The organism is Achromobacter sp. 1L-A-4-B-C2 (assembly GCF_057291955.1).
This window is the reverse complement of record NZ_JBXAWP010000001.1, coordinates 1,186,782-1,207,619: the sequence shown is the minus strand read 5'-3', so window position 1 is coordinate 1,207,619 and position 20,838 is coordinate 1,186,782. Positions and strand designations below refer to the sequence as shown.

Genomic DNA, 20,838 nt, shown 5'->3' with positions numbered 1-20,838 from the left:
TGCCGCCCTGCGCTCAGGCGCGCGTGCCCAGGCCCGCGATGATGGTGTGCACGACTTTGTTGGCCAGGATCTCGCGGTCGTCGCGCGTTTCGCCCAGGCGTGGGCGATACCAGACGGCCAGCCAGTTGATGGCGCCCAGCGCCGCCTTGATGGCCACCGATACGTCGTCGATGGCCAGTGATCCATCTTCCACGCCCTCGTAGGCCACGCGCTTGAACAAGGCTTCGAAATCGTCGCGGATGGTCATCAGTTCGGCCAGCGTCTGCCGCTGCGCGGGTGTGGTCGCGCCCAGCCGGTGCATGTGCACGCCCTGCACCACAACGGTCTCGAACGCCAGGTTCTCCATCATCGACAGCGCGTGATGCTTGAGCATCAGCGCCAGCCGGTGGGCCGCCGTGCCGGGCTCTTTCATGACCGGTCGCACCGCCTCGAAGTTACGCCGCATGCCTTCGCGGTGCACGTCAAAGAACAGGTCCGTCTTGGAGCGGTAGTAGTGGTAGACGCGGCCCTTGGTGGCGCCCAGCCGGCGCGCAACATCGTCAATGCTGGACGCGTGGAACCCTTGCTCCATAAAGCACTCGGCCGCCGCGGTCAGCAGTTCAATGTTGCCCATGCCGTCATCGCGTGCAGCCGTCACCGTAGGTTCCCCATTCATGCGCGTTTCTCCATCCATGCGTCGCGGCAAAGCGCCCAGTTTAGCCAATCGCCCGGGGCCGGGGCGGGGTGCCACAGCGCGGGGTGCAGGAGGCGCCGCCTCGTTCGCACGGCCTATACAAATCCAAAAATCGAAGTTTATACTACTCGGTATGTTTTTGCCCCCCGTCATCGTCTTTCCCTTTCACCAACGGCCGTCCATGACCCAAGACCTTGTTCAAGAATCCCTTATCGACCCGCAAGCCCTGGCGGCGCGGGTGTCGCAGGAAATCGGGGTGTCGGACTGGTTGACCGTCACGCAAGAACGGGTCGACCTGTTTGCCGATGCCACCGGCGACCACCAGTTCATCCACGTAGACCCGGAACGCGCCGCGCGCGAAGGCCCGTTTGGTGGCCCCATCGCGCATGGCTTCCTGTCCTTGTCCATGCTGACCGCATTCAGCTTGCAGGTGCTGCCGGTATTCGAAGGCGCCGTCGGCATCAACTACGGCTTCGACAAAGTCCGCTTCCTGACCCCCGTGCGCGTCGGTGCGCGGGTACGCGGCCGCTTCGTACTCAGCGAATTCACGCCGCGTAACGACCGTGAATTCACCACCCGCTATGCCGTCACCGTGGAGACCGAGGGCGCCGCGCGGCCCGCGCTGGTGGCCGACTGGATCACCATGACCGTGCTTGAAGGATGAATGCCATGACCATACGCTTTGATGATCGCGTCGCCATCGTGACCGGCGCCGGCCAGGGGCTGGGCCGCAGCCACGCGCTGCAACTGGCCGCACGCGGCTGCCGAGTAGTGGTGAACGACTATGGTGGCGCGGTGCAGACCGGCGTGGTGCAAACCAGCGCGGTGCAGACCGGCGTGGTGCAGACCGGCGCGGTGCCAACCAGCGCCGCGCAAGCCGTTGTCGACGAGATCATCGGCGCCGGCGGCCAGGCGATTGCCGACGGCGGCAACGTGTGCGACAGCGCCGCCGTCGACGCCATGGTGGCGCGCGCGATGCAGGCGTGGGGCCGCGTGGACATCCTGATCAACAACGCCGGCATCTTGCGCGACAAGACCTTCGCCAAGATGAGCGCCGACGATTTCAACGCCGTCATCGACGTGCACTTGCTGGGCTCGGCCAACTGCGCGCGCGCCGTCTGGCCGATCATGCGCGAACAGCGCTATGGCCGCATCCTGATGACGACGTCCACGTCGGGGATGTACGGAAATTTCGGCCAATCGAACTACGGCGCGGCGAAGGCCGGCGTGGTGGGCCTGATGAACGTGCTGCACCTGGAAGGCCAGAAGCACGGCATCCATGTGAATGCGCTGGTGCCCACCGCCGCCACCCGCATGACGGCCGAGATGTTCGATGCCGACACGCTGCGCGCGCTGGACCCCGCCTTCGTCACCCCGGCGGCGCTGTTCCTGGTGGCGCAAGCGGCGCCCAGCCGCACGGCGTTGCTGGCGGGCGCCGGCACCTACGCGCGCCTGGCCATTGTGGAAAGCGCGGGCATGTATTTTCCCGAACACGAACGCACGCCCGAAAGCATCGCCGCGCACTTTGACGAAATCGCCAGCCTGGACACGCTGATCGAACCGCCCGAAGGCCTGGCGCACGTTGCCCGCATCCTGAAGCGCGCGCAGGAGGCGGCATGAGCGCAGACGCGAACGGCCGCGGTAGCGCGACTGCCCCCACCGCCGCCGCGTCCGACGGTGCCTCCGGCCCCGCCCCGCAACGCGCCACGCCCCACGCGCGCGGCGACTACTCGCGCTTGATGCCGATGACTACACGGCTGCGCGACACCGATGTCTACGGCCACATGAATAACGTGGTCTACAACGAATATTTCGACACCGCCGTCAACCAGACGTTGATCGAACTTGGCGTGCTGGACCTGCGCCAAAGCGCGGTGATCGGGTTGGTGGTGCACAGCCAGACGTCCTACTTCCGCCAGGTGTCGTTTCCGGATTCCGTCGTGCTGGGTCTGCGCGTGGGCCGCCTGGGCCGCAGCAGCGTCACCTATGAATTCGCGCTGTTCCGTGGCGACGACGAGACCGCCGCCGCGCAGGGCAGCTACACCCACGCCTATGTCGACCGCGCCACCAGTCAACCGGTTCCGTTGCCATCGGCGTTGCGCCGCGCGCTGGAGCCCTTGCTTCTCAAGTCTGCGTGATGCGCTGCCTTGCGTGGCCACGCTGACCAGAACGCCGCCCCGGGAGCCCCTGTGAACGCCCACACCCTGCCTCGCGTCACGTACTCGAATATCCACGCGGATTTTTCTTCGCTACACGACCTGCTGGACCAGCGCCTTCCCGACTTTGAAACGCGCATGCTGGGCCGCGACCATCGTCACCGTCTGAACGGCGAATTCGTGGCGGGCGAAGCGTTGCAGGAAGCGTATTCGCCGATCGATCATTGGTTGATGGTCGGCCGCTTTCCGTGCGCCGATGCCGACACGGTTGACCGCGCCATCGCGTGCGCCAAGCGCGCGCAGCTAGCCTGGGATGCGCAAGGTTGGACTGCCCGCATCGCGGTGTTGCGGCGGCTGGCAATGGTGCTGTCCGAGCGCAAGCTTGACTTCGCCATGGCCACGATGATTGAGATCGGCAAGTCGCGCCTGGAAGCGTTGGGCGAAGCCGAGGAAGCGGTGGACCTGATCCGCTACTACTGCGATCAGGCTGAACGCAGCGACGGCTACCGGCAACCCCTGGCGCGCGCGTTCGACAACGAAAGCACGCAGGACGTGTTGCGCCCGTATGGCGTGTTCGCGGTCATCGCGCCGTTCAATTTTCCGCTGGCCCTGTCGGTCAACATGGTGTGCGCCGCGCTGCTGGCCGGCAACGCCGTGGTCTACAAGCCGTCGCCACGCGCGGCGCTGACCGGGGCTTTGCTGCTGGGCGCCTGCGATGCCGCGGGCCTGCCGCCCGGCTGCGTCAACGGCGTGCATGGCGGCGCGAAGACGGGCGCGCTGCTGGCGCAGCACACTGCCATCGATGGCTACGCATTCACCGGCAGCCTCGATGTCGGCATGGACCTGCTGCAAACCGTGGCCGCCGGGGCCTACGCGCGGCCCGTCATTGCCGAGATGGGCGGCAAGAATCCCACCTACGTTACCGCCAGCGCCGATATCGACGTGGCGGTGCAAGGCGTGCTGCGATCCGCGTTCGGCCTGCAAGGGCAGAAGTGTTCGGCCGGGTCCAAGGTCTACGCGCATTCGGCCGTGTACGACCGATTCCTGGAACGCCTGTGCGCGGCGGCCGACGACATCGTGGTGGGCGACCCGCGCGACCGCGCCGTCTTCATGGGGCCGCTGATCGACGAAGCTGCGTGGCGGCGCTACCGCACCGCGTGCGAAGATGCCGACGCCTGCGGTCGAGTCCTGGCCGGCGGCCGCCGCTTGAATGCAGGCGAATTGGCGTACGGGCACTATGTGCGGCCTACCGTCGTCGCCGGCTTGCCGGCCGATCACCGCTTGAACCGCCAGGAATTATTCCTGCCCTTGGTGTCGGTATTGCCGTTCGACGATTTGCACGCCGCCATCGACGACGGCAACGCGGTGGACTACGGGCTGGCCGCCGGCTGCTATGCACGCGAGCAAGCCGAGATCGACACGTTCCTGAACCGCGCCCAGGCCGGCGCGCTGTACCTCAACCGCGCCAGCGGCGCGACGACGGGCGCGTGGCCGGGCATCCAGACGTTCTGCGGCTGGAAGGGCTCGGGCATGACGGGCAAGGGCGGGCTGGGTCCGTACTACGTTGCCCAATTCGCACGAGAACAAAGCCACACCGTCTGGCGCGCCTGATCCCGCAGTAGCCACAGTCCGCAGCGCCTACAGTCCGCAACACCCCCGGTCCGCAACACCGCGCCGTCACCCGCCTACCCCATATCAGGAACCCATCATGAGAGAAGCCGTCATCGTCTCCACCGCCCGCACGCCCATCGGACGGGCGTATCGCGGGGCATTCAACGACACCACCGCCCCGACCCTGGGCGGCCATGCGATATCGCACGCCGTGGCGCGCGCGGTTGTGGCGCCGGGCGAGGTCGAAGACGTGATCCTGGGCGCGGCGTTGCAGCAGGGCACCACGCACATGAACGTGGCGCGGCAGGCGGCATTGCGCGCCGGTTTGCCGGTACATGTGGCCGCGATGACGCTGGACCGCCAGTGCGCGTCCGGGCTGATGGCCATTGCGACGGCCGCGCGACAGGTCACGCAGGAAGGCATGGACATCGTGGTGGCGGGCGGGCTGGAGTCGATCTCGTTGGTGCAGAACGCCAGCATGAATCGCAACCGCTGGCTGGACGACGCGCTGATGCGCGAGCAGCCGGAAATATTCATGAGCATGCTGGAAACCGCCGAGATCCTGGCCAGCCGCTACGGCATCCCCCGCGCCGCGCAGGACGCGTACGCGTTGCGTTCGCAACAGCGCACCGCCGCCGCGCAGGCGGCCGGGCGCTTCGATGACGAGATCGTGCCGCTTTCCGCCGTCATGCAGGTCACCGACCGGGCCACGGGCCAGACCACCGCACAGCCGGTCACGCTTGCGCGCGACGAGGGCAACCGGCCCGACAGCACGCTGGCAAGCCTTGCGGCCTTGCAGCCGGTGTTCAAAAACGGTCAGCGGCTGGATACGGGCCTGCACATCACCGCGGGCAATTCATCGCAGTTGTCGGACGGCGCCTCGGCCTGCGTGGTGATGGAAGCGGGCGTGGCGCAACGGCGCGGGCTGACGCCGCTGGGCATTTATCGCGGCATGGCGGTGGCCGGTTGTGGCCCCGAGGAAATGGGCGTCGGGCCGGTGCATGCCGTGCCCCGCCTGCTGGCGCGGCATGGGTTGACCGTTGATGACATCGGTTTGTGGGAGCTGAACGAAGCGTTCGCGTGTCAGGTGCTGTACTGCCGCGACCAGCTGGGCATCCCCGATGACCGCCTGAACGTCAACGGCGGGGCTATTTCCATCGGGCATCCGTATGGCATGTCGGGGGCGCGCATGGCCGGGCACGCGTTGATTGAAGGCCGGCGGCGCGGGGTGCGTTATGCCGTCGTCACCATGTGCGTGGGCGGCGGCATGGGCGCGGCCGGTCTGTTTGAAATCGCGGGATGAGCGCGCGTCGGCGGCTACTTGGCGACGTTCTCGTCGTCCACCGACAAGCCGCCGTCTTTCATGATGCCCTGCGCGATGTCCTCGGCCGACTTGCCGCCAAAGCCATGTTCGCCCGCGGTGATGCGAAAGCTGTCGCCTTCCAGCGGGCTCATCAGCGTGGCCGACGACAGCAGGATGCCGTTTGACCGGATCTGGATGCGCTTGCCGACGCGGTCACGGGTGAAGTCGGCCAGGGCCTTGCGGCTGTCGGGTTTGAGTTCAATATCCACCACGCGTGCGCCGGTGTGCGGGTCGGATGACGCGGTGGCGCGCTGGGCTTGCAAGGTGACGCTCTCGGCGTGCGCGGCCAGCGGCATCGCCACGGCGGCGGCCAGCGCCAGGACCAGGTGTCTCATTAGGGGCATCGCGGACTCCTTCTGTTGGACAACGCCAATATCCTAGCCGAAGTCGCGCGCCCCGTTAACGTCAGGGCTGGCCGGCCGGGCGCACGCCCAGCGCGCGCATCCAGGGCGTGTCCGGCAGCCCCTGGATGGGCGGCATGCCGGGCAACGCCATCCCCATGGGGTTGCGCGTCACGTCTTGCAGCACGGCGGCCCACTCGCGCGGGTCCAGCGGTTCGCCCATGCGTACGCGCAGGTCCAGCAGGTCCAGCGCGGCGCGGCGATGGCCGGCTTCGGCGGCGTCGCGAAACAGCCGTTCGGCCACGTTGTAGTTCTTGGGTACGCCGCGCCCCATCCCGGCCAGTTCGCCCAGATAGGTTTGCGCGGGCGCAAAGCCCTGGTCGGCGGCGCGCTGATACCAGCGGGCGGCAGCCTTGTAGTCTTGCTGCACGTGTTCGCCGTTCTCCAGGATCAGGCCCAAGGTCGTCATGGCCACCACGTCGCCCGCCTGCGCCCGCGCTTGCAGCGAGGCCAGGCGGGGTTCGTCCAGGTATTGCGCGCCACGTTCGACTTCGTATTCCCACGCGCTGATGCGCGCCTTGATCAAATCGCGGCCCAGCGTGGGCGACGGGCCGCGCCCCGCCTGGCCGGGCTGGCCGGCTTGGGTCGGGGGCGTGGCGGGCGTCTGGCCGTCGGCCAGACTGGTGAAGGTCACCGTGCCGACCAGGCTGCTGGCGTAGTGCGGAACCTGGCGGTAAGCGGTGGCCACCTGCACATCGCCCGTCAATTGCTTGAAGAAGGTTTCAACCGGCGCGGACGCGGGCAGCTCGGCCAACCCTTGCGCGAAATAAAACGCATAGGGGCTGTGGCGCGGGCCGTCATTGCCAAAGCCGTCTTCGGCCGTGGCGCCGGGCTGCGTCGAAAACGCGATCAGCTCGCCGCCCGCCGGCACAGCGCGAACCAGGCCCACCGACGGTGCGCCACGCGTCAGGTTGGTACGGCAGGCGTCCAGCACCAGCAGACGCGCACGCACCTGCGCGCGGCGCAGCGCCTGCGACACGCGCTTCAGGCTTAAGGAGCCCTGCTGCGCCGTGCGGATGCGCACGTCGGCCAAGGCCACGGGCAGCTCTACGCCGAACAGGTAGTTCACGTCATCCACCGCCACCGCGTGGCCGGCGAAGTACACCAGCGCCAGGTCGGCGCCGTTTGCTCGCGTGGCGAATTCGTCGACGGCCGCTTCCATCTGCGCGGTGGTCAGGTCGGTCAGCAAGGTGACGTCGACGTTGCGGCGGCGCAGCGTGTCGGCAACCAGACGCGCGTCATTGACCGGGTTCGCCAGTGCATTGGTGGGCACGGCGTAGCGGGCGTTGCCGATGACCAGCGCATAGCGGCGGGTGGCCAAAACGGGAGTGGGCGTGGGCGCGGCGGTGGCGGCGCCCGGCGCGGACAGGCTTGGCGGGGCGGCGCCCAGCAGGCCGGCGCCTAGCAGGCCGGCGCCGAACAGGGCGGTGACCAGGCGGCGGCGGGTCCGGCTAAGGCTGGGGGCGGACGTGATGGGCATGGAGGGCATGGCGGACATGGCGGACGTGGCGGACATGGCGGATCGGCATGGCTTCATGGCGTGGGGCAGGCTCCAGGCAATGCCGCCGCAACGCCTGCCGCGCCCAGCGCCGTGGCGGCATCGTGCAGCGAGGATTCGCGCGCGGCGCTCAACACGAAGCGGCCGTCTTCGTCGGGTCCGGCCACGATGGACACCGCGTACTGCGCCAGGGTGTTGCGCAATTGCTTGGCGCTGACGGCGTCGGGCAGGTCCACCACCAAGCGCGGGCAAGCGCCGCCGCCGCGCGTCAGTGTGCCGTCCTGCACCGGCACGCCGTCGGACTGGAAACCCTCGCGCGGGGCTTGCAGCAGCACGACCACCGACAAGGCGATGGCCAACGCCCAGCCCAGCGGCATCAACGGGCTGGCGGGCGTGGGCCACAGCCATTGCCACAGGCGCGAGCGTGGCGAAAGCGGTGCGGGCGCGGGGCGAACGTGTTCGGCCAGCGCGTGCAGAAATTGCGTGTCGCGCTCGGCCTGGCCGATTTCGTTATGCGCGATCTGGCGTGCTTGCGCCAGCAGGCGCCATTCGTCTACCTCGGCCTGCAATTCGGGGTTGCGCGCCAGCTCGGCTTCAAACGCGCGGCGCTCGTCGGCGTCCAATTCCCCGGACAGGTAGGACAGTACGCGGTCTTCAGACATGATCAGTCCATTCCTTTGCGCGTGCAGTCGGTCACCAGCTTGCGCGCGGCATGCAGCCGGCTCTTGACGGTGGGCACGTGCAGGTCTTGCTGCTTGGCGATCTGTTCCATCGGCACTTCGTCCAGATACAGGAACATCGTGGCGCGCAAGGTGTCGCTCAGTTGGTTCAGGCAGTCGCGCATGCGCTGCACGACGGACAGGTGCTCGTACGCTTTGGCGGGGTCCGAGAAGGGCGATGGGTCGCCCACGTCTTCGGCGTCGTCAAACACGTTGTCCTCGTGCTGGGCATCGGCGTCCGGCCCGGTCCATGGCACTTCATGTCGCGTGCGCCGATGCATCTGGATCAGCTCGTGCAAGGACCCCCGGTACAGGTAGCCGCCCAGCTTGCTGACGGCCAGCTCGTGCGCCGCCCAGCCGCCGGCCGGCTGGCCATGCAGAAAGCCTTCATCCTTGAACGTGCGCGTTTGCAGGAATTTCATCAGCGCGTTGTTGAAGGCGTCGACCACGCCCTCCGGCGACGCGTTGAAGAATTTCTTGCGCAGCTTCAGCGTGATGTGCTGCTCGGCCTTGTTGCGGAAATCCAGCGCGTAGCGCGGGTCGGCATGCATGATGCGCAGCAGCGCGTCGACGTTGTTGATGACGTAGCGCTTGGGGTCGAGCGTGTTCATGGTTCAGTTTCTTGTTGTCGAACTGGACGCAGTAAACGTCAGCCCATCGGCAGGGAACGCCGCCGCCCTGCAAACCGAGGGCAGCGGCACCTTAGCCGTGCAAGGGCGGAAAATCAAGCGCGGCGGCGCAGGATGGCAACGCCACGGAGGGTGAAGCCGATCACGATGGCCAGCGACAGGTAGAAGCCAAATCCAAAGCTCATGTTGTTCCACAGGCCGGACGCCATATCGCCCGCCATGCCACGGCTGGCGCGCGAGCCGCCCATGAAACCGGCGAACTGGCGCGTGGCCGCCATCAATTCACGCACCTGCGACACCACGCCCATCAGCGCGATCAGCCACAGCGCCAGCGGCATGAAATACCCCAGGCGCGCCGCGCGTTGCGGCATCAGCGACGGCAGCAGGGGGCCCACCACGGCCAACAGCCACAACAGCGCATAGATGCCCGCGCCGGGTGCCTGGCCGCCCATCGACCCTTGCATGCCGCCGCCATTCTGCAAGCGCAGCAGGTCATAGAAGCTGAGGCTGGCGTTCGATCCCATCATGCGCACGGTCAGCACCGAGAACACGGTGGTGGCCAACAGGAACAGCAGCGCGCCCACGGCGTCGCCACGGTTGACGCGGGCGGCGGCGGTGGCGGCCCAGCGCCCGCCGTGGGTCTTGGCCTGGGTCAATACGTCGCGCAGCTCTTTACCTTGCATGGTCATTCCTTTTCGGTTGCGGCAAATGGATGCCTGTACCAATGGCTATGCGCGGCGGGCGAAAAGGTTCGATTTATTTTTGACGGAATTTTTTTTCGGTCTTTCTTCAATCTTTCTTCGATTTTTTTTCGAACCTTTTTCGATGCCGTGCGTAGCAAGAGGCAAGGGCACGGATTTTCCCGCTGCCAACCTTCCACACGGAGAACCCCCATCATGTCCAACCCCACCGCCCTGGCCACCCTGTATCAAACCGTGGTCCAAGATGAACTGGGCCTGGTCGCCCGCATCGATGAAGACGGCGACGTGATGTTCCGCTATCCCGACCTGGGCACGATGTTCTTCAGCGTGAGCGACGCCGATCCGGAATTCCTGCGCCTGGTGTATCCCAGCTTTGTCGACGCCAATGAACTGGGCCTGACCCGCGAGCAGCTGCTGGAAGTCATGAACGCGGTCACGCATCGCTGCAAGGCGGTCAAGCTCAGCCTGGGGCAGGACCGCGCCGACAAGGCCGGGCGCATCTCTGCCTCGGTGGAAGGCTTTGTGGCGGGGCCGGACTCGCTGCCGGCCGAAGCGCTGCTGCGCGGCATCGTGGCGCGCTGCGTCAGTGTCATCCGTCATGCGGCCGGCGAACTGGTCAAGGATGCGCTGGAACAGAAGCAAAGCGCCGCCGGCTAAGCCACGCCGAGCCTGACTGCCCGCCGGAATTGAAACAAGCCTGGCCCTGCCTTGTAACTTTGAGATACATTGCGGGGCCGGTTTCCCGACACCTTGATGATTTCGATGCACCCGTTCTTATTCCGTTCGTTGCCCCTGCGCCTGATAACCATGCTGTTGTTGCTGGGAGGGTTGAGCGCGTGCGCGGTCCAGACCAACTCGCGCGGCAAGCTGGTCTACGGTGTGGACACGGCGGCGTTGTTCGGCACCGAGATCGGCCAGTTCCCATTGCAGGACGGCGGCGAGGGCACGCTGCGGCGCGAAGGCAAGAACTTCTCGGTCAAGCTGTCCGGCAACCAGCGTGTGGTGCCCCTGAAAAACGTGGACTCGGCTCGCATCGCGCGCACCGAGAACGTCGGCCCGCGCACCGTCGTGGTCATTGAGACCCAACGGCGCAACTGCGACTACCGCTATACCGTGCTGGCCATCCAGGGATCGGACGTGCTGTCCTGGGACCTGGGCAACTGCCGCGACCGGCCCGCCGTGCTGGTGCAAGACGACCGCGCCGCCCTGACGCTGGACTTCCCGAAGGGGTCCGGCATCGAACGCTTCGTTTATACGCAGGACGGCCGCATGCGCCGTGGCGACGTGAAGTCTGTTGCCGGCATGAACCCGCGCGCCAAACCCTTTGCCGACGAATCGCTGTACCCGGCGGGCTACCAGGAATCGCTGCGCCAGTACGGCGTCTATCCGCCGCCCGCCGCGCCCGCCAAGCCCAAGCCTGGCAGGGCACCCAAGGCGCCCAGGCCGGGCAAGTCCGCGCCAGCCGCCCCGCCGGATTCGGCCCCGACCACGGCGGTTGCCGCGCCCGGCAACGGCCGCATGGTGCCGCCGCCCGTGCAGCGCATGCCCGGCAGCGACACGGCCGCCGCCGCCAGCGCACCACCGCGTGGCGGCGCGTCGCGCGTGCCCGCCAAGCTGGACCTGCCCGACGAGGAAATCACCTCGACCCGAATCGACCTGAGAGATTGACGTGCGGCAAGCCCAGATTCGCCAAATCCTTATCCTGATCGCCCTGACCGTTGTCTACCTGAGCTTTGAACTGGGTTTCAACGCCCGCCTGCTGGACGTGGTGGGCAGCCGCGCCACGCCCCACGACATCGAAGAGCTGGAGTTCTTCGGCCGCACGCTGTCGGGCATCGCCGCCGCGCTGGTGGTGCTGCAACTGCTGTGGACGCGCCGCCTGCGAACGGGTGGCCAGCCGTCGTTCCTGAAGATCGTCGTGGCCTGCGCGGTGACCGCGCTGGTGGTGTTCGGCGCCATCAAGATGCTGGTGAACGTGCTGGTGGACACGCGCGATGCCGACTTTCGCCGCGTCGCCACCAACGCCGGTCTGCTCCAGCGGTCGTTGGTGCAGGGCGACCTGCATCTGGATGGTCTGGTGGACGATGGCGTCTATGCGCGGCCCGAGGGCAAGGCGTTCCTGGCCGTGTTCCAGGTGCTGCTGTCCAACATCGACAACCTGGACGAAAAGGTCGAGCCCAAGAAACGCCAGGTCATCCGCAGCGACCTGCAACGCCAGATGAAGACGTTTTCGTTTGACGGCCGCGATGTGCGCATGACGGCGCCGGGCATCCGCGGCTATCACCAGGTCTACACCAGCGTGATGCAGTCGGTGGCGGACCGCTGGAAGAAATATGCCGGCGTGCCGGTTGCGTCCGACATCGGGTTGGCGCGCGAGCAGGACCGCGCGTGGTCCGATTACCGCAATAGCCTGTCGCGGCGCGGCTGGACGCCAGAACGCGTGCCCGCCCGCTACCAGGGCCGCGTCACGCAAGATGTGCGCAAGCGCATCCCGGTGCCTGCCGATTGGCAGCCGCACGACCGCGCCACGTTCAACGAGGCGGTTGCCCAGCAGTATTGGAAGACCATGCGCAGCCGCACCGTGCATGTGGAAGGCGACGCCATTCCGCCCGGCCTGTCCTACGAGGATTTCGTGGCGCGACCCGGCGTGCAAAAGCTGCTGCGCCAGACGCTGATGGTGCCGGCCAGCATGAACGTGGCCGCCAACTACACCGATCCCGCCAGCTTCAAACGCTTGTACGACGGCATGCTGGACCGCGCCGTCGACGAGGCGATGCCACGCTTTTCCGCCAGCGCGTCTGACTTCCAGCGCGGCGGCCAGCATCAAAAGCTGGGCGAGGACGCCGCGCGCGCGGCGATCGTGCCGCCGGTTGCATTGCTGTGTTCGCTGCTGGGCGCGGTGGGCCACTTTGCCAAGCTGCTTTATCTGATCGCCAAGCTGCTTGTGTGGCTGCGTACACCCGCCGGCCAGCAGCCCGGGCGCACGGCGACGCGCGCCGCCGGCCTGGCCCTGGTGCTGACGCTGGTGTGTGTATGGACGGCGTTTTCGTTCATGCAGAACAGCGTGACCCAAAGCGAACTGTTCCAGCAGATGTCGCGCGCCGAGGTCGGCCGCGATGATGAATCGCTGGGGCAGGCGCTGCGCCGCCGCGTGCTGGCCAACGTGGCGCACGTGGTGGTGGTGGGCCAGGCGTACACCTATCCCTTCAACGAAGCGGTGCGCACCGGCTTGCTGGGCGGCATCAAGTATGGATATCACGGCGATGCAGGCTAAACGCTGGATGGCGGCGCTGCTTGCCGCCGCCATGCCCTGGTCGGGCGCCGGCGCCGCGTGCCTGGGCATGCAGGTGCACGCGCATCGCGGCGCGCCGACGTTGCCGGAGAATTCGCTGGCGTCCATCCGCGCGGCGTATGCGGGCCAGTGGGACGGCGTGGAAATCGACATGCAGCGCCTGAAGGATGGCCGCTGGGTGTTGCACCACGATGTGCTGACCGGCAGGTCGGTCACCGGCGTCGGACGCCGCGCCGTGCTGCAACTGAGCAGCGCGGATTGGCGCGGCGCCAAGCTGGCCGGGCAGGGCGGCGGACAGCCGCCGCCGTTCCTGGACGATGCGCTGCAAGTGGCGGCCACGCAGCCGGCCAAGACCTTCAACGCCGAACTCAAGGTCGTCTACCGCGATTGCGCGCCGGTGGGCAAGCTGGTCGCCGGCATGAAGACCGCGCTGCCGCACGGCAACTGGATGATCACGTCGGCGTTTCCCGAGGCACTGCGCTGCGTGCGCGGCACGGACCCCGATGGCTATCTGGGCCTGATCGTGTTCGACCCGCGCCACGCGGACGCCGTCAGCGCGAACCCGCTGGGCAAGTACGTATCGCAACGCGCCACCGCGCCCTCGCTTAACCGCCAGTGGCTGGCCAATCTTGCCAAAACGGTGGGCGCGCCTGTCGGTGTGCATGTGGACGCGATGACGCTGGCCGCCAACCCGCAATTGCTGCGTGACGCGGCGGCGCAATCGGTGCGCGTCTTTGTCTACGCGGTGGGCGGCGATGCGGCCCTGGCGCAGCAACTGCGCGCGACGCGGCAGCGCGAAGGCTACCTGCCGTCGGGCGTGATCATCGACGGCGACGCGCAGGCGTTCTGCCGCGCCGTCGGGGGTTGAAACGCGGGGGATTGGGCATACACTGAACGGCAAATTTTTCCGTTCACCGTCCGCAAGGAAGCCCCATGCACGCCCGCGCGATTTCGTTCTTCTCCTGCCTGCTGCTGGCCGGCGCCGCCCACGCCGGCTCGGCGCCGGCCGAACTGTCTTGCGTATCCGATAGCGGCAAGGTCGCGATAAAGGGCACGATTCCGTCGCCGTCCTCCGAAGACCTGGACATCACGCTGAGCTACTTCGACGCCACCCTCGCCCTTAACGACACGACGACCCAGGGCAGCTATGTGGTGTCGGACTTTCCGCAGTCCGTGTTCCTGTTGCTGGTGCCTTCGCCAGGCACGGCGCTGACGCTTTACGCGCTGCCGTCCACCATGGCGGTGGAAAAGACCAGCGACAGCGGTGACATGGCGGGCAAGTTCCAGGCGAAGTTGAAGGCGCCCCGGCCGCGCTCGACCACGGGGGCGCAGACCCCGGCGGCGCTGACGGCGACGCTGAACTGCGAATATCGGTATTCGCTGTAAGGCCACCGGATGGGCCTTCCGATGGTCCGTTCAATAGGCCACAGGCCATTTGAGGAGACAACTTTGAACACCACCCCGAACGCGGGCGAACCGCCGTTGTGCCTGGCCCCGCTGCCCGACATGGACGCCGCCACCTTCGACATCCCGCCCGGCGCCTGCGACACGCACGCGCACGTCGTCGCCCCGGACACCGCGGCCTACCCCTTGGTGCCCGAGCGCACCTACACGCCGCCGCCCGCGCCGGAATCGGCCTACCTGGCCATGCTGCAAAAAACCGGCATGTCGCGCGGCGTGCTGGTGCAGATCAGCGTCTACGGCACCGACAACCGCTACATGCTTGAGGTGCTGTCCCGCCACCCCGACACGTTGCGCGGCATTGGCGTCGTGTCGCCCGATGTCACCGACCACGAACTGGAAACCATGCACGCGGCCGGCGTGCGCGGCCTGCGCATCAATGTGCTGTTTGGCGGCGGCATCGGCTTTGACGCCATGGAAACACTGGCGCATCGCATTGCCGATCTGGGCTGGCACATGCAGTTCCTGATGGACGCGCGCCAATTGCCCGAGCTGCTGCCGCGCATGCGCAAGCTGCCGGTGCCCGGCGTGGTGGACCACATGGGGCACATGCCGGTGGCCGATGGCCTGGGCAGCCCCGGCTTCCAGGCGCTGGATCACCTGGTGCGCGACCACGGCTGGTGGGTGAAGCTGTCGGGCGCGTATCGCATCAGCGAACGCTTTGATGATTTCAGCGACGTGACGCCGTGGGCGCAGGCGCTGATCCAGGCCGCGCCCGACCGCATGCTGTGGGGCAGCGACTGGCCGCACGTGCACCAGACCCGCATGGTCAATACGGGACGCTTGCGCAACCAGCTGGCGCTCTGGGCGCCGGACCCCGACGTGCGCCATCGCATCCTGGTCAGCAACCCCGAACGCCTGTACGGGTTCGCCCCGACGCGATAGCCGCGCATCGCCAGAACAACAACACAAGAGACAAGCCATGCAATGGTATAGAGAGCTGAACAAGACCGAACGCCGCACCTTCATCGCCGCGTTCGGCGGGTGGGCCATCGACGCGCTGGACTTCATGGTGTTCACGTTTGTGATCGCCACCTTGATGACCCTGTGGGGCATCGACAAGGGCCAGGCGGGCATGTTGGGCACCGTGACGCTGCTGTTCTCCGCCATCGGCGGCTGGCTGGCCGGCATCCTGGCCGACCGCTACGGCCGCGTGCGCGTGCTGCAATACACGATCCTGTGGTTTTCGGCCTGCACGGTGGCCATCGGCTTCGCGCAGAACTTCGAGCAGTTGTTCGTGCTGCGCGCGTTGCAGGGCCTGGGCTTTGGCGGTGAATGGGCCGTGGGCTCGGTGCTGATGGGCGAAATCGTGCGCGCCGAACATCGCGGCAAGGCCGTGGGCACGGTGCAAAGCGGCTGGGCGGTGGGCTGGGGCGCGGCAGCAATCCTGTACACGCTTGCGTTCTCGGTGCTGCCCTCGGAATGGGCGTGGCGCAGCCTGTTCTGGATCGGCGTCCTGCCTGCGCTGCTGGTGCTGTACATCCGCAAGAACGTGCCCGAACCCGAGGTGTTCCAGCGCGCGCAGGCCAAGGTGCAAGCCGGCCAGGAGCGCGCCTCGTTCTGGACGATTTTCTCGCCGGCGCTGATCAAGACCACCGTCATCACCGCCATCCTGTGCACCGGCGTGCAGGGCGGCTATTACGCCATTACGACGTGGTTGCCCACCTACCTGAAAGTCGAGCGGCAATTGTCGGTGCTGAACACGGGCGGCTACCTCATGGTCATCATCCTGGGGTCGTTCTGCGGCTACATCGCCGGCGCCTATCTGGCCGACCGGCTGGGCCGACGCGCCAATCTGCTGATTTTCTCGGTGCTGTCCACCATCAGCGTCTACGCCTACACGCGGTTGCCGTTGACCGATCACCAGATGCTGTTCCTGGGCTTTCCGCTGGGCTTTGCCGCATCGGGCATTTTCAGCGGTATCGGCGCCTACCTGACCGAACTGTTCCCGTCCGGCGTGCGCGCATCGGGACAGGGGTTTGCGTACAACTTCGGGCGCGGCATCGGCGCCTTGTTTCCCAGCCTGGTTGGTTTTCTCAGCCAGACGCACGGGCTGGGTTGGGCCATTGGCGCCTTCGCCACCGGCGCTTATGCGGTGGTGATCGTGACGGCGCTGCTGCTGCCGGAAACCAAGGGTCGCGTGCTGGAATAAGCACTACCCGGCAACACTCAAAACGCCGACAAGGCCCGGGCATCGTCCGGGCCTTTTTTCTTTCGCCTAGGGTTTACCCGGTAGGGTTTGCGATCCCAAATTTGTATGATGACCCGATAACTTATATTCATGAGACAAGTCATCATGCCGTCCTGGCCATCACCTTCCCATTGCGTTCCAGCGCCTGTCCGCCCCTGCTTTCCAGGGGTTTTTCATGACTGACGAAGCCCGCATCCGCGAAGAAATCTGCGTCGTCGGGGCCAGCCTTTACCAGCGCGGCTACACGGTCGGCGCCGCCGGCAACATCAGCGCGCGGCTGGACGACGGTTGGTTGATCACGCCCACCGACGCCTGCCTGGGCCGGCTGGACCCCGCCGAACTGGCCAAGGTCGACCTGGACGGCAACTGGGTGTCGGGCGCCAAGCCGTCCAAGACGCTGGTGCTGCACCAGGGCATCTATCGCGCCAGCCCCGAATCGCGCGGCATCATCCACACGCATTCCACGCATCTGGTCGCGCTGACGCTGGCCGGGGTTTGGAAAACCGACGAAGTGCTGCCGCCTATCACGCCCTACCAAGTGATGAAGGTGGGCCGCATTCCGCTGATCGCGTATCGCCGCCCCGGCGACCCGCAAGCCGCGGCCGAGGTCGAAGCCGTGGCCGGCCAGGTGCGCGGCGCGCTGTTCGAACGGCTGGGGCCGGTGGTGTGGGAACGCTCGGTGGCGCATGCCTCGTATGCGCTGGAAGAGCTGGAAGAAACCGCGCGCCTGTGGCTGATGAGCCAGCCGCGTCCCACGCCCTTGTCTGCCGACGCCATCGAAGAATTGCGCACAGCGTTCGGCGCGCGCATCTAAGCCCATCAACCGCAAATAAAGTCGCCTGGCCGCCTTGGTGCGGACCGGTGCGGCGCATTCTCCTGGAGACTTTTCATGCCCCCGATGGATCTGGCGTCAGGCGCCAACCCCGCTGCCGCTTCGGCATCCCAACCTGAATCCCGCGAAACCGCGCGCGCCTACGCCAAGGTGTTCTGGCGGCTCGTGCCGTTCCTGATGCTGTGTTATGTCATTGCCTACCTGGACCGCGTCAACGTCGGCTTTGCAAAGTTGCAGATGTCGCAAGACCTGGGCTTTAGCGAAACCGTGTTCGGGCTGGGCGCGGGCGTTTTCTTCATTGGCTACTTCCTGTTTGAAGTGCCCAGCAACCTGCTGATGCATCGCCTGGGCGCGCGCATCTGGATCGCGCGCATCATGATCACGTGGGGCATCCTGTCCGGCATGTTCATGTTTGTGGAAACGCCCACGGGCTTCTACATCCTGCGCTTCCTGCTGGGCCTGGCCGAAGCGGGCTTCTACCCCGGCGTGATCCTGTACCTGACCTACTGGTACCCGGCGCATCGCCGCGCCAAGATCATCGCGCTGTTCATGTCCGCCATCCCCGTGGCCGGCATCTTCGGCAACCCGCTGTCGGGCTGGATCATGGAAGCCTTTCACGGCACGCACGGCTTGCAGGGCTGGCAGTGGATGTTCCTGATTGAAGCCATTCCCGCGCTGCTGATCGGCGTGGTCACCATCATGTACCTGGACAACGGCATCGCCAGCGCCAAGTGGCTGACGCCAGACGAAAAGCAGCTGCTGACGCGCGAGATCGAACAGGACCAGAAGCAGACCGGCACGCAAAAGCACTCGCTGCGCGCGGTGTTCGGCGACAAGCGCGTGTGGTGGATGTGCCTGATCTATTTCGCCTTCGTCGCGGGGCAATACGGCCTGACGTTCTGGATGCCCACGCTGATCAAGTCCACTGGCGTGACCGGGGCACTGAACATCGGCCTGCTGTCGGCCATTCCGTTTATCTGCGCCATCATCGTGATGAACCTGCTGGGCCATTCGGCGGACAAGCGTCGCGAACGCCGCTGGCACTTGATCGTGCCGGCGCTGGCGGGCGCCATCGGCTTTACCGCCGCCGCATCCTTTGCCGACAACACCGTGGTGTCGCTGATCTGCCTGTCGTTGGCCGCCGCCGGCGTGCTGACCTGCGCGCCGTTGTTCTGGTCGTTGCCCACTGCCTTCCTGTCGGGCACCGCGGCGGCGGCGGGCATTGCCATCGTCAACTCCGTGGGCAACCTGGCCGGGTTCGCCAGCCCCTACATGATCGGCTACCTGAAAGACCTGACGAACTCCACGGCGTCCGGCATGTACGTGCTGGCTGCCGTGCTGGTCATCGGCGCCATCGCGGTGTGGTTCACGCCCGCCAAGCTGGTCAACCGCTAAGGCGTTATTGCCGCGTAGATAAACGTTATTGAACAAAGGACTCGCCATGCCGCGCCTGGCCGCCAACCTGACCATGATGTACACCGAGCATCCGTTCCTGGATCGCTTTGCGGCCGCCGCAAGCGATGGTTTTCAAGGGGTGGAGTTTCTGTTTCCCTACGACTACGCCGCCGCCGATATCCAGGCGCGGTTGCGCGATTACGGCTTGACGCAGGCCTTGTTCAACGCGCCGCCGGGCGACTGGGCTGCGGGCGAGCGCGGCATTGCATCCTTGCCGGGGCGCGAAGATGAATTCCTGCGCGGTCTGGACCAGGCGCTGGAATATGCGGCGCAACTGGGCAACCGCAGCCTGCACGTCATGGCCGGGCTGATTCGACCGGAGCAGGACCGCGCGGCGCATCGCGAGGTGTACGTGAAGAACCTGGCCCACGCCGCGCGCATTGCGGCAACGGCCGGCATCACGGTCGTGATCGAACCCATCAACACGCGCGACATCCCTGGCTTCTTCCTGAACCGGCAAGATGACGCCCAAGCCATCTGCAAGGAAGTCTGCGCCGACAACCTGAAAGTGCAATTCGATTGCTATCACTGCCAGATCGTCGAAGGCGACATCGCCAAGAAGCTGGAACGCGACATGGCCGGCATCGGCCACATCCAGATTGCCGGCGTGCCTGACCGCCACGAGCCCGACGTGGGCGAACTGAACTATCCCTACCTGTTCGATCGCATCGACGCGCTGGGCTACACGGGCTGGATCGGCTGCGAATACCGCCCCAAGGCCGGCACACGCGCGGGCCTGGGCTGGGCGCAACCCTATCTTGCCCGGCGCTGAGTCGTACAAGGCTGCGTTGATCAACATCACGTTGCTTAGCACCGAATTGCACATCAACGAATTGCACATCACCGAATTGCACATCACCGAGATCGCATCATGAAAATCCTGATCACCGGCGGCGCCGGATTCCTGGGCCAGCGGCTGGCTCGCAAACTGCTGGAGCAGGGCACGCTGACGCTGGACGCCAACGGCCCGCAAGCCATTACCCGCATCGACCTGCTGGACGTCGTCAAGACCGATGCGTTCACTGACCCGCGCGTGCACTCGCAAGTCGGCGACATTGCCGACCCGGCCGTGCTGCGCCAGGCCATCGACACCGACACGCGCGCCGTCTTCCATCTGGCGGCCATCGTCAGCGGGCAGGCCGAGGCCGATTTCGACTTGGGAATGCGCATCAACCTGGACGCCTCGCGCGCCTTGCTGGAAGTGTGCCGCGCGCTGGGTCACCAGCCGCGCGTCATCTTCACCAGTTCGGTAGCCGTGTACGGCGGCGACTTGCCCGACACCGTGCGCGACGACACCGCGTTGAACCCGCAGTCGTCCTACGGCACGCAAAAGGCCATTGCCGAACTGCTGCTGGCCGACTACACGCGGCGCGGTTTTGTTGACGGGCGCGTGCTGCGCCTGCCCACCATCAGCGTGCGCCCGGGCCGCCCCAACGCCGCGGCATCGTCCTTTGCCAGCGGCATCATCCGCGAACCACTTAACGGCGAAACCGCCGTCTGCCCCGTGGGCGCCGACACACGCCTGTGGCTGTTGTCGCCGCGTGCCGCCATCCAGGCCTTGATCGCCGGATGCGAGCTTTCGGCTGACGCCGTGTCCGACCGCGCGCCCATCAACCTGCCGGGCGTGTCCGTCACGGTGGCCGACATGGAACAAGCGCTGCGCGAGGTCGCGGGCGATGACGTCGCCGACCGCATCACGTGGCGCCCGGACGAACGCGTTGAACGCATCGTGGGCAGCTGGCCCGGCCGCTGGGACACCACGCGCGCCAGCCGCCTGGGCTTGAAGGGCGACAACAGCTTTGCCGACATCGTCCGCGCCTACGTGGCCGACGACTTGCCGCGTTGATACGCGGCGC

General features: G+C 66.5%; 22 protein-coding genes. 16 read left to right on the top strand and 6 right to left on the bottom strand.

Annotated features, from left to right (window positions below; genetic code table 11):
- Positions 1-13: 13 nt before the first annotated feature.
- Positions 14-655: a TetR/AcrR family transcriptional regulator gene (locus tag AC0Z35_RS05550; RefSeq protein WP_046803192.1), complete on the bottom strand. Its 642-nt coding sequence runs from the start codon at positions 653-655 to the stop codon at positions 14-16.
- 199 nt (positions 656-854) lie between these two features.
- On the opposite strand from AC0Z35_RS05550, the gene AC0Z35_RS05545 reads away from it, so the two are divergent.
- From AC0Z35_RS05545 to AC0Z35_RS05525, 5 genes are all read left to right on the top strand, one after another.
- Positions 855-1,337: a MaoC family dehydratase gene (locus tag AC0Z35_RS05545; protein WP_046803193.1), complete on the top strand. Its 483-nt coding sequence runs from the start codon at positions 855-857 to the stop codon at positions 1,335-1,337.
- A gap of 5 nt (positions 1,338-1,342) precedes the next feature.
- Complete coding sequence (locus AC0Z35_RS05540) at positions 1,343-2,293, top strand: SDR family NAD(P)-dependent oxidoreductase (protein WP_485131147.1); 951 nt, start codon at positions 1,343-1,345, stop codon at positions 2,291-2,293.
- 119 nt (positions 2,294-2,412) lie between these two features.
- Positions 2,413-2,811, top strand: coding sequence for an acyl-CoA thioesterase (locus AC0Z35_RS05535; protein WP_485131641.1), 399 nt, complete (start codon positions 2,413-2,415; stop codon positions 2,809-2,811).
- 51 nt (positions 2,812-2,862) lie between these two features.
- The gene (locus tag AC0Z35_RS05530) at positions 2,863-4,440 is read left to right on the top strand and encodes an aldehyde dehydrogenase family protein (protein ID WP_485131148.1); all 1,578 of its coding nucleotides are present in this window, start codon (positions 2,863-2,865) and stop codon (positions 4,438-4,440) included.
- 97 nt (positions 4,441-4,537) lie between these two features.
- Complete coding sequence (locus AC0Z35_RS05525; protein WP_485131149.1) at positions 4,538-5,743, top strand: acetyl-CoA C-acyltransferase; 1,206 nt, start codon at positions 4,538-4,540, stop codon at positions 5,741-5,743.
- A 14-nt stretch (positions 5,744-5,757) separates the two neighbouring features.
- Here the strand turns inward: AC0Z35_RS05525 and AC0Z35_RS05520 are convergent, their stop codons facing one another.
- The 5 genes from AC0Z35_RS05520 to AC0Z35_RS05500 form a co-directional block, all read right to left on the bottom strand.
- Positions 5,758-6,147, bottom strand: a complete 390-nt coding sequence (locus AC0Z35_RS05520) for a SecDF P1 head subdomain-containing protein (RefSeq protein WP_485131150.1) — start codon at positions 6,145-6,147, stop codon at positions 5,758-5,760.
- Between the two features lie 61 nt (positions 6,148-6,208).
- Positions 6,209-7,720, bottom strand: coding sequence for a caspase family protein (locus AC0Z35_RS05515; RefSeq protein ID WP_485131151.1), 1,512 nt, complete (start codon positions 7,718-7,720; stop codon positions 6,209-6,211).
- 17 nt (positions 7,721-7,737) lie between these two features.
- Positions 7,738-8,364 (bottom strand): hypothetical protein, encoded by a 627-nt coding sequence (locus tag AC0Z35_RS05510; protein ID WP_485131152.1) that lies wholly within the window; start codon positions 8,362-8,364, stop codon positions 7,738-7,740.
- Positions 8,365-8,366: 2 nt separating this feature from the next.
- Positions 8,367-9,032 (bottom strand): RNA polymerase sigma factor, encoded by a 666-nt coding sequence (locus tag AC0Z35_RS05505; RefSeq protein ID WP_046803197.1) that lies wholly within the window; start codon positions 9,030-9,032, stop codon positions 8,367-8,369.
- Positions 9,033-9,145: 113 nt separating this feature from the next.
- Positions 9,146-9,733, bottom strand: a complete 588-nt coding sequence (locus AC0Z35_RS05500) for a hypothetical protein (protein ID WP_046803198.1) — start codon at positions 9,731-9,733, stop codon at positions 9,146-9,148.
- Positions 9,734-9,946: 213 nt separating this feature from the next.
- On the opposite strand from AC0Z35_RS05500, the gene AC0Z35_RS05495 reads away from it, so the two are divergent.
- From AC0Z35_RS05495 to denD, 11 genes are all read left to right on the top strand, one after another.
- Entirely contained in the window at positions 9,947-10,408 is a 462-nt protein-coding gene (locus tag AC0Z35_RS05495) for a hypothetical protein (RefSeq protein WP_104142720.1), read from the top strand.
- Between the two features lie 96 nt (positions 10,409-10,504).
- Positions 10,505-11,419: a hypothetical protein gene (locus AC0Z35_RS05490; RefSeq protein ID WP_485131153.1), complete on the top strand. Its 915-nt coding sequence runs from the start codon at positions 10,505-10,507 to the stop codon at positions 11,417-11,419.
- A 1-nt stretch (position 11,420) separates the two neighbouring features.
- Positions 11,421-13,025: a hypothetical protein gene (locus AC0Z35_RS05485; protein ID WP_046803200.1), complete on the top strand. Its 1,605-nt coding sequence runs from the start codon at positions 11,421-11,423 to the stop codon at positions 13,023-13,025.
- Positions 13,015-13,911, top strand: a complete 897-nt coding sequence (locus AC0Z35_RS05480; RefSeq protein WP_485131154.1) for a glycerophosphodiester phosphodiesterase — start codon at positions 13,015-13,017, stop codon at positions 13,909-13,911. The genes AC0Z35_RS05485 and AC0Z35_RS05480 overlap by 11 nt, the downstream gene beginning before the upstream one ends.
- A 65-nt stretch (positions 13,912-13,976) precedes the next feature.
- Positions 13,977-14,429: a hypothetical protein gene (locus AC0Z35_RS05475; protein WP_485131155.1), complete on the top strand. Its 453-nt coding sequence runs from the start codon at positions 13,977-13,979 to the stop codon at positions 14,427-14,429.
- A 120-nt stretch (positions 14,430-14,549) separates the two neighbouring features.
- Positions 14,550-15,389 carry an amidohydrolase family protein gene (locus AC0Z35_RS05470; RefSeq protein WP_485131642.1) on the top strand — a complete coding sequence of 280 codons (840 nt, stop codon included), beginning with the start codon at positions 14,550-14,552 and terminating at the stop codon, positions 15,387-15,389.
- A gap of 37 nt (positions 15,390-15,426) precedes the next feature.
- A complete protein-coding gene (locus AC0Z35_RS05465; protein WP_485131156.1) occupies positions 15,427-16,656 on the top strand; it encodes an MFS transporter in 1,230 nt (409 codons plus the stop codon).
- Between the two features lie 214 nt (positions 16,657-16,870).
- Positions 16,871-17,509 (top strand): 3-oxo-tetronate 4-phosphate decarboxylase, encoded by a 639-nt coding sequence (gene otnC, locus AC0Z35_RS05460; protein ID WP_219991319.1) that lies wholly within the window; start codon positions 16,871-16,873, stop codon positions 17,507-17,509.
- Positions 17,510-17,584: 75 nt separating this feature from the next.
- The gene (locus AC0Z35_RS05455; RefSeq protein WP_104142727.1) at positions 17,585-18,922 is read left to right on the top strand and encodes an MFS transporter; all 1,338 of its coding nucleotides are present in this window, start codon (positions 17,585-17,587) and stop codon (positions 18,920-18,922) included.
- Positions 18,923-18,968: 46 nt separating this feature from the next.
- Positions 18,969-19,754 carry a 2-oxo-tetronate isomerase gene (gene otnI / locus AC0Z35_RS05450; RefSeq protein WP_485131157.1) on the top strand — a complete coding sequence of 262 codons (786 nt, stop codon included), beginning with the start codon at positions 18,969-18,971 and terminating at the stop codon, positions 19,752-19,754.
- 99 nt (positions 19,755-19,853) lie between these two features.
- A complete protein-coding gene (gene denD, locus AC0Z35_RS05445; protein WP_104142730.1) occupies positions 19,854-20,828 on the top strand; it encodes a D-erythronate dehydrogenase in 975 nt (324 codons plus the stop codon).
- Positions 20,829-20,838 lie beyond the last annotated feature (10 nt).

What these genes read in the sequence shown, in the direction of transcription:
- AC0Z35_RS05500 (WP_046803198.1), bottom strand. Translation starts at nt 9,733, where the DNA reads ATGCAAGGTAAAGAGCTGCGCGACGTATTGACCCAGGCCAAGACCCAC.
- AC0Z35_RS05510 (WP_485131152.1), bottom strand. Translation starts at nt 8,364, where the DNA reads ATGTCTGAAGACCGCGTACTGTCCTACCTGTCCGGGGAATTGGACGCC.
- AC0Z35_RS05465 (WP_485131156.1), top strand. Translation starts at nt 15,427, where the DNA reads ATGCAATGGTATAGAGAGCTGAACAAGACCGAACGCCGCACCTTCATC.
- AC0Z35_RS05540 (WP_485131147.1), top strand. Translation starts at nt 1,343, where the DNA reads ATGACCATACGCTTTGATGATCGCGTCGCCATCGTGACCGGCGCCGGC.
- otnI (WP_485131157.1), top strand. Translation starts at nt 18,969, where the DNA reads ATGCCGCGCCTGGCCGCCAACCTGACCATGATGTACACCGAGCATCCG.
- AC0Z35_RS05480 (WP_485131154.1), top strand. Translation starts at nt 13,015, where the DNA reads ATGCAGGCTAAACGCTGGATGGCGGCGCTGCTTGCCGCCGCCATGCCC.
- AC0Z35_RS05550 (WP_046803192.1), bottom strand. Translation starts at nt 655, where the DNA reads ATGAATGGGGAACCTACGGTGACGGCTGCACGCGATGACGGCATGGGC.
- otnC (WP_219991319.1), top strand. Translation starts at nt 16,871, where the DNA reads ATGACTGACGAAGCCCGCATCCGCGAAGAAATCTGCGTCGTCGGGGCC.
- denD (WP_104142730.1), top strand. Translation starts at nt 19,854, where the DNA reads ATGAAAATCCTGATCACCGGCGGCGCCGGATTCCTGGGCCAGCGGCTG.
- AC0Z35_RS05475 (WP_485131155.1), top strand. Translation starts at nt 13,977, where the DNA reads ATGCACGCCCGCGCGATTTCGTTCTTCTCCTGCCTGCTGCTGGCCGGC.
- AC0Z35_RS05490 (WP_485131153.1), top strand. Translation starts at nt 10,505, where the DNA reads ATGATTTCGATGCACCCGTTCTTATTCCGTTCGTTGCCCCTGCGCCTG.
- AC0Z35_RS05535 (WP_485131641.1), top strand. Translation starts at nt 2,413, where the DNA reads ATGCCGATGACTACACGGCTGCGCGACACCGATGTCTACGGCCACATG.
- AC0Z35_RS05455 (WP_104142727.1), top strand. Translation starts at nt 17,585, where the DNA reads ATGCCCCCGATGGATCTGGCGTCAGGCGCCAACCCCGCTGCCGCTTCG.
- AC0Z35_RS05470 (WP_485131642.1), top strand. Translation starts at nt 14,550, where the DNA reads ATGGACGCCGCCACCTTCGACATCCCGCCCGGCGCCTGCGACACGCAC.
- AC0Z35_RS05495 (WP_104142720.1), top strand. Translation starts at nt 9,947, where the DNA reads ATGTCCAACCCCACCGCCCTGGCCACCCTGTATCAAACCGTGGTCCAA.
- AC0Z35_RS05515 (WP_485131151.1), bottom strand. Translation starts at nt 7,720, where the DNA reads ATGTCCGCCACGTCCGCCATGTCCGCCATGCCCTCCATGCCCATCACG.
- AC0Z35_RS05520 (WP_485131150.1), bottom strand. Translation starts at nt 6,147, where the DNA reads ATGCCCCTAATGAGACACCTGGTCCTGGCGCTGGCCGCCGCCGTGGCG.
- AC0Z35_RS05505 (WP_046803197.1), bottom strand. Translation starts at nt 9,032, where the DNA reads ATGAACACGCTCGACCCCAAGCGCTACGTCATCAACAACGTCGACGCG.
- AC0Z35_RS05545 (WP_046803193.1), top strand. Translation starts at nt 855, where the DNA reads ATGACCCAAGACCTTGTTCAAGAATCCCTTATCGACCCGCAAGCCCTG.
- AC0Z35_RS05525 (WP_485131149.1), top strand. Translation starts at nt 4,538, where the DNA reads ATGAGAGAAGCCGTCATCGTCTCCACCGCCCGCACGCCCATCGGACGG.